This window comes from Sphingorhabdus lutea (genome assembly GCF_001889025.1).
Taxonomy (GTDB): domain Bacteria; phylum Pseudomonadota; class Alphaproteobacteria; order Sphingomonadales; family Sphingomonadaceae; genus Sphingorhabdus_B; species Sphingorhabdus_B lutea.
In genome coordinates, this window is sequence record NZ_CP018154.1 from 2,302,634 (window position 1) to 2,315,142 (window position 12,509).

Annotated in this window: 13 protein-coding genes and 1 pseudogene; 12 read left to right on the forward strand and 2 right to left on the reverse strand. The window is 46.0% G+C overall.

Annotated features, from left to right (window positions below; translation table 11 throughout):
- Positions 1 to 9 precede the first annotated feature (9 nt).
- The 8 genes and pseudogenes from LPB140_RS11010 to rplA all read left to right on the forward strand — a co-directional run.
- A pseudogene (locus LPB140_RS11010) lies at positions 10 to 885 on the forward strand (NAD(P)-dependent oxidoreductase); the annotation flags it as partial.
- Entirely contained in the window at positions 882 to 2,555 is a 1,674-nt protein-coding gene (locus LPB140_RS11015; RefSeq protein WP_072559867.1) for an amidohydrolase, read from the forward strand. The pseudogene LPB140_RS11010 and the gene LPB140_RS11015, both read left to right, overlap by 4 nt.
- Before the next feature lie 114 nt (positions 2,556 to 2,669).
- A complete protein-coding gene (locus LPB140_RS11020) occupies positions 2,670 to 3,689 on the forward strand; it encodes an NADP-dependent oxidoreductase (protein WP_072559868.1) in 1,020 nt (339 codons plus the stop codon).
- 221 nt (positions 3,690 to 3,910) lie between these two features.
- Positions 3,911 to 4,105, forward strand: coding sequence for a preprotein translocase subunit SecE (gene secE / locus LPB140_RS11025; RefSeq protein WP_072559869.1), 195 nt, complete (start codon positions 3,911 to 3,913; stop codon positions 4,103 to 4,105).
- Positions 4,106 to 4,222: 117 nt separating this feature from the next.
- Positions 4,223 to 4,759, forward strand: a complete 537-nt coding sequence (gene nusG / locus LPB140_RS11030; RefSeq protein ID WP_072559870.1) for a transcription termination/antitermination protein NusG — start codon at positions 4,223 to 4,225, stop codon at positions 4,757 to 4,759.
- Between the two features lie 21 nt (positions 4,760 to 4,780).
- Positions 4,781 to 5,314 (forward strand): GNAT family N-acetyltransferase, encoded by a 534-nt coding sequence (locus LPB140_RS11035; RefSeq protein ID WP_083550361.1) that lies wholly within the window; start codon positions 4,781 to 4,783, stop codon positions 5,312 to 5,314.
- 174 nt (positions 5,315 to 5,488) lie between these two features.
- Entirely contained in the window at positions 5,489 to 5,917 is a 429-nt protein-coding gene (rplK, locus tag LPB140_RS11040) for a 50S ribosomal protein L11 (RefSeq protein ID WP_072559871.1), read from the forward strand.
- 5 nt (positions 5,918 to 5,922) lie between these two features.
- Complete coding sequence (rplA, locus tag LPB140_RS11045; RefSeq protein WP_072559872.1) at positions 5,923 to 6,621, forward strand: 50S ribosomal protein L1; 699 nt, start codon at positions 5,923 to 5,925, stop codon at positions 6,619 to 6,621.
- Between the two features lie 96 nt (positions 6,622 to 6,717).
- Here the strand turns inward: rplA and LPB140_RS11050 are convergent, their stop codons facing one another.
- On the reverse strand, positions 6,718 to 9,054 hold the full coding sequence (locus LPB140_RS11050) for an EAL domain-containing protein (protein WP_072559873.1): 2,337 nt from the start codon (positions 9,052 to 9,054) through the stop codon (positions 6,718 to 6,720).
- Positions 9,055 to 9,536: 482 nt separating this feature from the next.
- Between LPB140_RS11050 and rplJ the strand changes: the two genes are divergently transcribed.
- A complete protein-coding gene (gene rplJ / locus LPB140_RS11055) occupies positions 9,537 to 10,052 on the forward strand; it encodes a 50S ribosomal protein L10 (RefSeq protein ID WP_072559874.1) in 516 nt (171 codons plus the stop codon).
- Between the two features lie 72 nt (positions 10,053 to 10,124).
- Entirely contained in the window at positions 10,125 to 10,496 is a 372-nt protein-coding gene (gene rplL / locus LPB140_RS11060) for a 50S ribosomal protein L7/L12 (protein ID WP_072559875.1), read from the forward strand.
- A 275-nt stretch (positions 10,497 to 10,771) separates the two neighbouring features.
- On the opposite strand, the gene LPB140_RS12575 is transcribed toward rplL, so the two are convergent.
- Positions 10,772 to 10,903: a hypothetical protein gene (locus LPB140_RS12575; protein WP_257785770.1), complete on the reverse strand. Its 132-nt coding sequence runs from the start codon at positions 10,901 to 10,903 to the stop codon at positions 10,772 to 10,774.
- Positions 10,904 to 11,136: 233 nt separating this feature from the next.
- Between LPB140_RS12575 and LPB140_RS11065 the strand changes: the two genes are divergently transcribed.
- Both LPB140_RS11065 and LPB140_RS11070 read left to right on the forward strand, forming a co-directional pair.
- Positions 11,137 to 11,682 carry an adenine phosphoribosyltransferase gene (locus LPB140_RS11065; RefSeq protein ID WP_072559876.1) on the forward strand — a complete coding sequence of 182 codons (546 nt, stop codon included), beginning with the start codon at positions 11,137 to 11,139 and terminating at the stop codon, positions 11,680 to 11,682.
- Positions 11,683 to 11,687: 5 nt separating this feature from the next.
- Positions 11,688 to 12,350 carry a 5'-methylthioadenosine/S-adenosylhomocysteine nucleosidase family protein gene (locus LPB140_RS11070; protein WP_072559877.1) on the forward strand — a complete coding sequence of 221 codons (663 nt, stop codon included), beginning with the start codon at positions 11,688 to 11,690 and terminating at the stop codon, positions 12,348 to 12,350.
- Positions 12,351 to 12,509: the final 159 nt, after the last annotated feature.

Consider the following 12,509-nt stretch of genomic DNA (forward strand, 5'->3'; position numbering starts at 1 on the left):
TTAGGATATGGACATATGAAACAAATAGCATTTATCGGCTTAGGCGTCATGGGCGGCCCGATGGCGCGGCATTTAACCGCAGCGGGTCATCAATTGACCGTTTATAATCGCACCTTGTCCAAGGCAGAGCATTGGGCGGCGCAACATGGCGGCAAAGTGGCGCAAAGCCCCGCAGAGGCGGCAAAAGGCGCAGATTTTGTTATCAGCTGCGTTGGCAATGATGATGATGTAACCAATGTTATTTTGGGCAATGAGGGCGCATTTTCCTCTATGCAAAAGCAGGCGGTATATATTGACCATAGCACCATTTCGGCGCGGCTTGCCCGTCAATTAGCGGTGGAGGCAAAGTCAAAGGACATATTTTGCATTGATGCCCCTGTATCGGGCGGGCAAGCAGGCGCGGAGGCCGGAAAATTATCCATTATGTGCGGCGGCAATGTGGATGCGCTGAACCTTGCCACCCCCATTATGAACGCCTATGCCAGCCGGATTGTCCATGTGGGCAAGGCAGGCGCCGGGCAGACCGCCAAAATGGTGAACCAAATTTGTATCGCTGGCACTTTGCAGGGCCTTTCTGAAGGATTAAGATTCGCCCAAAAAAGCGATTTGGATTTAGATAAGGTTTTTGACGCAATTTCGGGCGGCGCGGCGCAAAGCTGGCAAATGGATAATCGCTGGAAAAGCATGGCAAGGGATGAATTTGATTTCGGTTTTGCGGTGGATTGGATGCGAAAGGATTTGGGCCTTGCCCTTGATGAGGCGCGGGCCAATGGCGCGACCATCCCCTTGGCCGCGATGGTCGATCAATTTTATGCAGAGGTTCAGGCAATGGGCGGCAATCGCCAAGATACCAGCGCGTTGGTGCGAAGGATATTAAAGAAATGAAACGTAAAATATTACCCCTTTTGACCGCTTTATTATGCGGCCTATCCTCCAACGCGGCCTATGCCGATGGTTTAATTTCCAATGTCAATGGCATTACATTGGATGAAGAGGGCAAGGTCATCCGGTTCGAAGCCATGTTAATCGACGCCAATGGCAATGTGTCACAATTATTGACCAGCAAGGATAAAGCACCAAAGCAGCTGGATTATAATCATGATGGCAAGGGGCAGATTATGCTGCCGGGCATGATTGATGCGCATGGCCATGTCATGGGGCTTGGCTTTCAGCTGTTAACATTGGATTTGTCGGGCACAAATTCATTGGAGGAGGCTTTGGCCGCAATTAAAAAATATGCCGCCGATAATCCAGACCGCAAATGGATAATCGGGCGCGGATGGAATCAGGAAAAATGGGGTCTTGGCCGATTTCCCACGGCAAAGGAATTGGACAGCGCCGTTGCCGACATGCCAGTATGGTTGGAACGGGTGGATGGCCATGCCGGATGGGCGAACAGCATGGCAATGCAAATTGCCAAAATAGATGAAAAGAGCGTTTCTCCCAATGGCGGACGGATTGAAAAAATTGATGGAAAGCCCATTGGCATTTTTATTGATGCCGCCAGCGAATTGGTTCAAAAACATGTCCCCGTCCCCTTACCCCGTGACCGCGACCTTGCCTTGGCAAAGGCGCAGGAAAAATTATTATCATTGGGCATAACATCCATTGCCGATATGGGGACCAGCATTGATGATTGGCAGGCATATCGCCGCGCAGGTGATGCGGGATGGCTGTCGTTTCGCATTTTTGGCTATGCTGCGGGCACGGAGGAAATGGTCAAAATTGCAGGACCTGGCCCTACCCCATGGTTATATGATGATAAATTGCGCCTTGGCGGGGTGAAATTATATCTTGATGGCGCATTGGGCAGCAGGGGCGCATGGCTGAAAAAACCATATGCCGATGCGCCGACGCAAACGGGTTTGCAATTTTTATCATTTAGCGACCTGCGCAATTATATGGCCCGCGCGGCAATGGATGGGTTTCAACCCGCCGTCCATGCCATTGGTGATGCGGCAAATGCCGATGTTATCGATGCGATAGAGGATTTGTCCCAAACCTATGGCGGGGACAGACGTTGGCGCATTGAACATGTGCAAATTGTTGATCCGGCCGATTTACCAAAATTGGGACAACATGGTATAATTTCATCGATGCAGCCCGTGCATCAAACATCCGACCGTTTAATGGCAGAGGTTCGTTTGGGCCAAGAAAGATTAAACGGCGCCTATGCATGGCAATCCATTATAAAGGCCGGTGGGCGATTGGCGCTGGGTTCGGATGTGCCGGTGGAATCGGCTGATCCCTTTGCCGGATTGGCCGCCGCCATTTCGCGCGAAGATGCAGATGGCCAGCCATTTGGTGGGTGGCTGCCCGCTGAACGCGTGACCCGTGAACAGGCATTGGCCGGATTTACCATAGATGGGGCATATGCCGCCTTTGCTGAGAAAAAATTGGGCAGCCTGACCCCCGGTCATCGCGCCGATTTTATTTTGGTGGATACCGATCCCCTATTGGCCAGTCCATCGCAAATCCGAAAGACAAAGGTTCTGGAAACATGGGTTGGTGGGCGTCCTGTTTATAATCATATAAAGAAAATGGACGAAAAATAATTAAACGGCGCAAAATTTATATTAGAGTATTTTTTAGCGGCCAATATTGAAAATATGTTCCAAGGACATGATATCATAATATAACTAAGCAATTAAATAATTAGGAGGAACATAATGAACAGAAATTGGCAAATGAAAAGCCGCCCCAATGGCCTGCCCACCCATGATAATTTTGAGCTGGCCGAGGCAAGCCCCGTCACATTAGGCGAAGGGCAGTTTTTGGTCAAAAATCTGTGGTTATCGGTTGATCCCTATATGCGCGGACGAATGAATGATGCCAAAAGCTATGCTGAACCCTATGCATTGGGTGAGGCAATGACAGGCGGCGCAGTTGGCGTGGTTGAACAATCCAATAATGCCGATTATCCCGTGGGCGCAAAGGTGCTGCATATGGGTGGTTGGCGTGAAGCATGTGTCTTTGGCGGCGGGTTAACTCCTCCTGCGGGGATGCCGCCTGTAAAATTGCCCGAATTGGGCGTGCCAGACCAACATTGGCTGTCCATATTGGGAATGCCCGGCGGCACGGCATGGTTTGGTTTGTTAAAAGTGGCCGAAGCAAAAGAAGGTGAAACCGTTTTCGTGTCGGCTGCCGCCGGTGCAGTTGGCTCTACCATCGTGCAAGTGGCTAAGGCCAAGGGCATGAAAGTCATTGGTTCAGCAGGCGGTAAAGAAAAATGCGATTGGGTGCGCGAATTGGGTGCAGATGCGGTTATTGATTATAAGGCAGGGCCTGTTCTACCTCAATTAACCGACGCGCTGAAATCAATTGGTGAAAATGGCATTGATGTATATTTTGACAATGTCGGCGGCGAACATTTGGACGCGGCCTTTGCCACCGCACGTGAATGGGCACGCTTTGCCATTTGCGGCATGATTGATGTGTATAATGATTTTAAGGCACAGCCAATGCAATATTTGCCGCGCATTATCGCCTGTCGGATTAGCATAAAGGGATTTTTATACCCCGATTTCATGGGGCAACTTCCCGAATTTAATGCCGATATGGCGGCGTTAATACAATCGGGCAAGGTTGTTGGCCGTGAAACCGTGCATGATGGCATTGAAAGCGCCGTTGACGCGTTTTTGGGACTATTTGACGGCAGCAATATGGGCAAGATGCTGGTTAAATTATAATATAATTTTGGTTTAATGATGCATTGAGGGCCGTTTTTTTACTTGCAAAAATGGCCCTTAAAAGTTATTGGGCTTGCTATTCCCAAATTTGGAACCATATTGCTCCCGACTTTTATATAATGGTCGGAGCGATGATCTCTACCCAAAAGAGATGTTTCTAAATCAGGATATTGACAATATAATGCGGTTTACCCACCGTTTAATGTTTGAGGAAAATGAAGATGGCAAAACCAAATCCGGGGAAATTTATCCGCGAAGTTCGCAGCGAAGTTGCGAAGGTCGTTTGGCCCACCCGTCAGGAAACCATACAAACCGCAATCATGGTTCTTATCATGACCATTATTTTGGCGACATTTTTCTTGGGCGTTGATGCGATGTTCGCGGGCATTGTAAAATGGCTATTGTCACTAGCTTAATTTAATCAAATAATATTCAGGGGAAATATCCTGATATTTTTTGGTATTATACAAATATATTATACTTAAAGATTGCCAATATATTTGGCGCAAATAAAATAAGGGATTCATTTGATCATGGCACGCTGGTACATCATCCACGCTTATTCGGGTTTCGAAAATAAGGTTCGGGATCAAATCCTATCTGAAGCAGAACGTCTTGATCTGTCCCAATTGGTTGAGGCGGTTGAAGTGCCCACCGAAACCATTACAGAGATTAAGCGCGGCAAAAAGGTTCAGGTTGAACGTAAATTTATGCCCGGCTATGTTTTGGCAAAATTATCATTAAATGATGATGTTTATCACCTTATCCGCAACACACCCAAAGTATCGGGATTTTTGGGTGCAAATGGCAAACCCCAACCGATTAGCGATAAAGAAGCGATGCGCTATTTCGGCACACGCGAAGAAATTGCCAACCAACCGCGCGAACAAGTTAGCGTTGATTATGAAATTGGCGATCAGGTCAAGGTGCTTGACGGCCCATTTGCAAGCTTTAGCGGGCTGGTCGAGGAGCTGGACTTTGAAAAAAATCGGGTCAAGGTTTCTGTTTCCATTTTTGGGCGTGCTACCCCGGTTGAGCTTGATTTTGAACAAGTTGAATTATTAAAATAATTAAATATTGGCGGGCGTAATATGTCAGATAATATTATATTTCGCCCGCCCGTTGCAAATGATGCCGCAATGCTTGCCCAATTTGGCAGAGATAGTTTTTGTGAAGCCTTTGCCCATTTATATTCAGCCGAAAATTTAACCACTTTTTTAAATGATGTTCACAATATAGAGAATATCAACGCCCAAATTGAGGCCAATAATGTGCATTATATGTTGGCCGAGGATGCCGCAGATAATGGCAAGCTTATCGGATATTGTAAGATTAGCGAGAAATCCAAATTGGATTATGACCAAAATGGGCCGCACACATGTGAATTTTCACAATTATATGTGTTGGCCAGCCATCATGGCAGCGGTGTTGCCCAAAAATTGATGGATTGGGCAATACAAAGCGCAAAGTCGCGCGGTTTTAAGGAATTGGTGCTGAGTGTTTATAGCGACAATCCACGCGCACAGTCATTTTACCAAAAATATGGCTTTACCTATTATTGCGATACTATTTTCATGGTCGGCACGCACCGCGATGATGAATATATTTACAGGCTTATTTTATAGGCCATTTCGCGCTTGCAAAAAAAACCATATTCCTATAGCTGGAGCGCTTCCATCGGCTTTGGCCGGCGGGATTCGCGCGGGAGGGTGGTTTATCCCATCTGTTTGACCGCTTAATTTGAAGGTATAGCAAAGCTTAAAAGCAGCTATTCCTGACAGAATGAAAGGACGCCGATTATGGCAAAGAAGATTTCTGGCTATATTAACTTGCAGGTTCCTGCAGGTGCAGCCACTCCATCACCTCCAATTGGTCCAGCTTTGGGTCAACGCGGTGTTAACATCATGGAATTTTGTAAAGCATTTAATGCTGCGACACAGGATTTCGACAAAAACACCCCAATCCCAACAAAGATTACCGTATATGCTGACCGCAGCTTTACCTTTGTAACCAAAACACCGCCTGCAAGCTTTTTGATTAAAAAGGCATTGAACCTAAAATCTGGTTCAAAAGAGCCTGGTAAAGTTGTTGCTGGTAAAATTACCCGTAAGCAATTGGAAGAAATCGCCACCGTTAAAATGGCCGATTTGAACGCCAATGACATGGATGCAGCCGTTTCCATTATCGCTGGCTCTGCCCGCGCAATGGGCCTTGAGGTAGAAGGATAATCGACATGGCAAAATTGACAAAAAAAGCAAAAGTCTGGGCTGAAAAACTTGACGGTGATAAATTATACACCATCGATGAAGCGTTGAAGACCATTAAAGAATTTGCGACATCAAAATTTGACGAAACCATCGAAATCGCCATGAATTTGGGTGTTGACCCACGTCATGCCGACCAAATGGTTCGCGGCATGGTTTCATTGCCTGCTGGCACCGGTAAAGACATGAAAGTCGCCGTGTTCGCACGTGGTGATAAAGCCGAAGCTGCTTTGGCTGCTGGTGCAGATAAGGTTGGCGCAGAAGATTTGATGGACGATATGCAAGCGGGCAATCTTAATTATGACCGCGTTATCGCAACCCCTGATATGATGGGCGTTGTTGGCCGTTTGGGTAAAGTTTTGGGTCCAAAGGGCCTGATGCCAAATCCAAAATTGGGCACAGTCACCATGGACGTTGCCGAAGCTGTTAAAGTGGCAAAGGCTGGCCAAGTTGAATTTCGCGTTGAAAAAATGGGCATCATCCACAGCGGCGTTGGCAAACAAAGCTTTTCTGATGCGGATTTGCGCAAAAATATCGACGCATTTATTGATGCGGTTATCAAATCAAAACCTGCAGGTTCAAAGGGCAAATATGTTCGCCGCGTGGCGATCAGCTCTTCAATGGGCCCTGGTTTGAAAATTGATTTGGCCGATGTTGCCGGCGCTTAATCGCTAAACATCTGCTTCATTAAAAGGGCTGGTCCAGAAATGGACCGGCCTTTTTTTATGCGCGAATTTTATACCATAATTACAATGTGCGTTATTTTATGCACGATATTTTTTATGGGACCTGCGCGTATGTGCCCCTTTTGTAACGGGTAATTTTTTATATGAATTCAGCGCCGTTTCCAAAATATTTTCCGAAATAATCGGCCGCAGGGCTGTATCACGCAAAGGAACGGCGCGGCCATATAAGAAACCCTGTGCATGGTCACAGCCATGGGCCAATAAACGTTCCGCCTGCAGGTCATTTTCCACACCCTCAGCCGTTGTGGTCATGCCCAATTGATTGGCCAAATTCACAACCGATTGCACAATGGCACGGCAATCCTCTCTTTCATTTATTTCATCAACAAAGCATCGATCAATTTTGATTTTATCAAAAGGGAATGTGCGTAAATAATTAAGCGAGCTATAACCTGTTCCAAAATCATCAAGCGCAATTTTCAAGCCAAGTTCACGTATTTTATGCAAAATCTCTAAATTGGCTTCGCTTTCCTGCATCAAAACATTTTCGGTTATTTCCATTGATATACGCGCCGGATTAACAGCATTGGTCGCCAAAGCATTGATGATCGTCGGAATTAAATTACTGCTGCGCAATTGGATGGGCGATAAATTTATCGCCATTTGAATATCTTCGTCCCAATGGCTCATATCCTCCATTGCTTGACGAATTATCCATTCGCCAATCGGCACGATAAGGCCGGTTTCCTCGGCAATGCTGATAAAATCATTGGGCATGATGATGCCGCGGGTGGGATGTTGCCACCGCAGCAACGCCTCATAGCCAACAACCTTGCCCAATTTCATGTCCAAAAATGATTGGTAATGCAGCTCCAACTCATTATTTGCCAGCGCATTATGCAAATCCTGTTCCAATATTTGGCGGTTTTTGGCGATATCGCTCATATCTGCTTGATAAAATTTAAGCTGATTTCGACCATTAGCCTTTGCGGAATATAGCGCCAAATCGGCATTTATCATAATCTCATCACTATTTTCCCCATTATCGGGGCATAGCGCCGCGCCGATACTGGCACCGATAACAATGGATTGCTCATCGCATAAAATCGGTTGTTTAAAGGCGGCCAGAATTTTGTCTGCCACATTTTGGACATCCTGCTTGCCGCCATCTGGAATGATGATGGCAAATTCATCACCGCCAAGCCGCGCGACAAATTGATCCGCCGTCAAACAATTTTGCAGCGATCTGGCGACGCCTTTTAATAATTTATCCCCCGCGCTGTGGCCCAATGAATCATTTACCGATTTAAATTGGTCCAAATCAATCAATATAAGGGCGAGTTTATTTTGTTCTGAATTCAACAAAGCGTTTAACCGCTGGTTAAATTGAAATCGATTGGCAAGTCCGGTTAAGGAATCAAAATGCGCCATATAGCTGACCTTCATTTCAGCTGCGCGTTGTGTGGTAATGTCGCTGGCCACGCCGCGAAAGGCAATATTCGCATCGCGCACCGGCCGCGCGCTAACCGCCAGACAATGTTCATTTGCGCCATTATCAAACATTAAATATCGATTGCGAAAGGCAAGATTGCTTTTAATATTGTCGGCAACGCGTAATTTATCCCCGCCAGATTTAAATAAATTTAGGAAATTTGCCCCCGATAATTCGGCAATTGTCATGTTCATCGCATGGGCAAAGCGCGCGCTGGGATCAACCACATTTCCATCATTATCAATTTCAATCAACCAATCGGAACCTTGCTCCTTAAAATCATGCAACAACATATTGATGGTTTCATTATTATTTTTAATATCCTGCGATTTACGATATTCCTCCAATATATTTTGATAATTTCCCCGCACATTATGCATTAAAATCAACATGAAAATGGCCAATAAAAACGCGCCCGCCATGGTGGAGGAGCTGCCAAATATTGCCAAAGCAACGCCGCAGCCTATGCCGCTTGATGCAATAAAATAATATGCGGCGCGTGATATGGCGCGATAAGATATTGCCCCGGTGGCCATTTTACCCGCCCCCACAATCACCAATAATATCGCCTGCCCCGGCCCAGCATTTATCATTAACACACTTATCGTTGCGCCCCACCACCCGCCAAGGGCAAGCGCATTAACCTCTATAGACCGTTTAATCTTAACCAAATCATCATCGGCCACATCACCAGATTTAATTTGTTTCGCCAACATATATCGGCGAGAGACAATCAGGATGAAAATTGCCGCGCCGGCAAGCACAATATTCTTATTCCCATCCAACCAGAAAAAATAAGATATGATTAAGGCATTGAATAAATTCGCAAAGATAGAAGCCATGCTATTTTGCGCATGCTCGGTCAATAATCGGCGCAATAGGGGTAATTCCAGCGCAATATCTTTATTTTGTTCCACCTGCATCACGCAAATTTTCCCATTAATTATTATTGCAAATAACTGATAAAGTTAATTGGTTAATAAATTGCTGATTTTAGTGTGTAAAATTTATGTAATGGCGGTTTACCAAATATTGGCCGTGCATATTAAATCTTATCTGAAATAAGCAATAACGGCCATTTCATCCTAAAATTGATATTTTGTTTGACAAATTACTGCCTTGCTTTAGAGACGCCAATGACGTTTATAGCTATTGCTATGAACGATCACCGTCCGAGACAGTTGGTGGTGGGAATTTGCCCATCTTAATTGCCAGCCTAGACGGGGATAGATATTTAAGATGGTCATTCCATCTTCGTCATAATTTAGACCAGTTTTAATTGGTTGGTCAAAATGCGGCGATACCCTTCCCCACGGACTATTAATCGCAAATGGGCAATTGCCTATTTGTATCGTCGTGTTGGATGTTGGCGTTTCGGCGGCATCATCCAAAAAAGGAGTAAAGCATGAATCGTTCTGAAAAGACCGAAGCGGTTGCTGCGCTAAACGCAACTTTTTCTGAAGCGGCTGTTGTCGTTGTCACCCGTAATAACGGTTTGACAGTGGCTCAATCAACCGAATTGCGGAACAAAATGCGCGAAGCAGATGCGTCGTACAAGGTTTCCAAGAACCGCCTTGCCAAAATTGCCCTTGACGGAACGTCATATGGCCCGATCAGCGATTTGTTGACCGGACCTGTGGCGCTTGCCACCTCGACTGACCCTGTTGCAGCTGCTAAAATCGCAGTTGAATTCGCCAAAACAAATCCTGCATTGGAAATTGTTGGCGGTGCAATGGGCGATACCGTGTTGGACGTTGCTGGCGTTACGGCACTGGCTTCTATGCCTTCATTGGACGAATTGCGCGGCAAATTGGTTGGTCTGGTCAATGCACCAGCGACCAAAATCGCACAATTGGCCAATGCACCGGCTGCGAAGTTGGCACGCGTGTTTGGGGCCTATGGCGCCAAGGAAGCCGCATAATATATATAAACCATACCAGACCGGCATTTTGCTGGTCCTAAATTGCGAATAGAATTTTGGAGTGAATTGAAAATGGCTGATATTGCTAAATTAGTTGAAGAACTGTCTAAATTGACTGTTATGGAAGCCGCTGAATTGGCGACCGCATTGGAAGAAACTTGGGGCGTTAGTGCCGCTGCTGCTGTTGCAGTTGCTGCACCTGCTGCTGGCGGCGGTGCTGCTGCAGAAGAAAAAGACGAATTTGACGTAATTCTTACCGGCGACGGCGGCAAGAAAATCAACGTGATTAAAGAAGTTCGTGCCATCACCGGTCTTGGCCTTTCAGAAGCCAAAGCATTGGTAGAAGGCGCACCTAAGCCTCTTAAAGAAGGTGCAAATAAAGCAGAAGCTGAAGAAATCAAAGCTAAGATTGAAGCAGCTGGCGGCACCGTAGAGTTGAAGTAATTTTAAATTAATTTGCTGCATTTATGGGGCAAATTATTTAACGAAAAAGAGGCTGGCCCTTTGGGGCCAGTCTTTTTTTATGCGCCATGCCATAAAATGGCAAAAACTTGCGACCTCATAAAATGGCAAAGACGTGCGGCCTCATAAAATGGCCAAATCACCCGAAATCGACTTTTATTCCGACATAGGTCATCATATTTTGGCCGTAGCCATCAAATAGGGGCCGCAGCAAAATGGCCCTAGCCACGCATATATATTAACAAAATTTTATATGATTAAGCGAGAGGAAATGGGCTAATCTCTGATGGAGATTTATCTTTCCTATCATCCTGCGCACTGCATCCAGAAAGCGCAAAGCCGCCCATGACCAAAGAGGCAATCATAAAATATTTAATCAAAATTTTCATCAACCCCTCCTCTTTCTGAGCATTTTATCTGTGCATTTATATAAATATTTTCATTGGATATATAAATATCATTTCTGACATTTTTATGAACATAGACGATTTTTATATAATTGCCAAATTATTATATTTGGCTGTATTTTTAACAAAATCATCATTTGACCAAAGAATATTTTGTGATTTCTCCGTCCCATTCTATATGCAGACAGTCTATAATTTTAACCGGATAAGCATATATGAACCATCATCACGATAATGACGATTTACGTTCGTTAATTCGCACCGTTCCCGATTATCCAAAACCGGGCATTATGTTTCGTGATGTTTCCACATTATTATTGGACGGAGCAGGGTTTCGCACCATGATTGACCGCATGGCCGCCATGGTGGACAGCGATACAAAATTTATTGCGGGCATAGAAGCGCGCGGATTCATAGTCGCGGCGGGGCTTTCCTATGCGCTTGGCCTGGGCAAGGTGATGCTTCGTAAGCCGGGGAAATTGCCGGGCGCGAAAATCGGCGTGGATTATGAATTGGAATATGGCTCAGACCGTTTGGAGATGCATATTGGTCATGTTGGCGCAGGCGACAAAATATTATTGGTCGATGATTTAATCGCCACGGGCGGCACCGCCTTGGCCGGGCTGGACCTTATCCATCAGGCCGGCGGCATTGTTGAACAAAGCCTGTTCATCGTTGACTTGCCCGATTTGGGCGGCGCCGATAAATTGCGCCATTCAGGAATAAAGGCCGATTCCTTAATTTGTTTTGACGGGGATTAAGCAAGATGCAAAATATTGCCATTATCGCGGCCCTGCCCGAAGAAGCAGACGCCATTTTTGAAAATCAAGGCAGCATCGTCGATACCGCCCCCCTCCCCATTCGCTTGGTAAAGATAAATGATATAAATATTCACATCGCCACATGTGGCATTGGCAAAGTTCATGCGTCCATTGCCGCCACTTTTATGATTGGCGCATATTTACCGGGCCTCATCATCATGACCGGCACATGCGGCAATATCGCCGCCCTGCCCGACGGCGCATATTGGATTTCCGGCGCACAGCAACATGATTATGGCACATTGCGCAGCAGCGGCATGACACGCTATCGCGGGGGCACTTGGCCGATGGGTGAACCGAAAAATGTGGCCTTTACCCCCATGGACAAACCTAAATCCCTTAATATTGCAGACGCCGTTATAGGTACAGGGGACATGTTTGTCAGCTGCCCAGACCATGCCCAAATTTTGCGTGATGCAGGGATAGAGTTGGTCGATATGGAGGTTGCAGCAATGGCACAGGTCGCCCATGCATTTAACATCCCATGGGCGGCGGTAAAGGCGATAAGCGATAATGCAAATGATGACAGCCCATCTGCATTTCGCGCCAATTTGCACCGCGCGGCAAAGGCGGCGGCAATTGAGGTTGAAAAAGTGGTGATTTTATAAGCTATGCCTCCCTTCCCCCTTGACCAAATGATATACTTCGCCTATGCAGATGCCATAGTTATTATCTTCGGGAAAGGGCCGCCGTCGCGCAGTGGTTTCTTAAGAATTTGAAGTGACATAACAATGTTGACGCGTCAAAGCTGCTGATCTGGTTCAAAA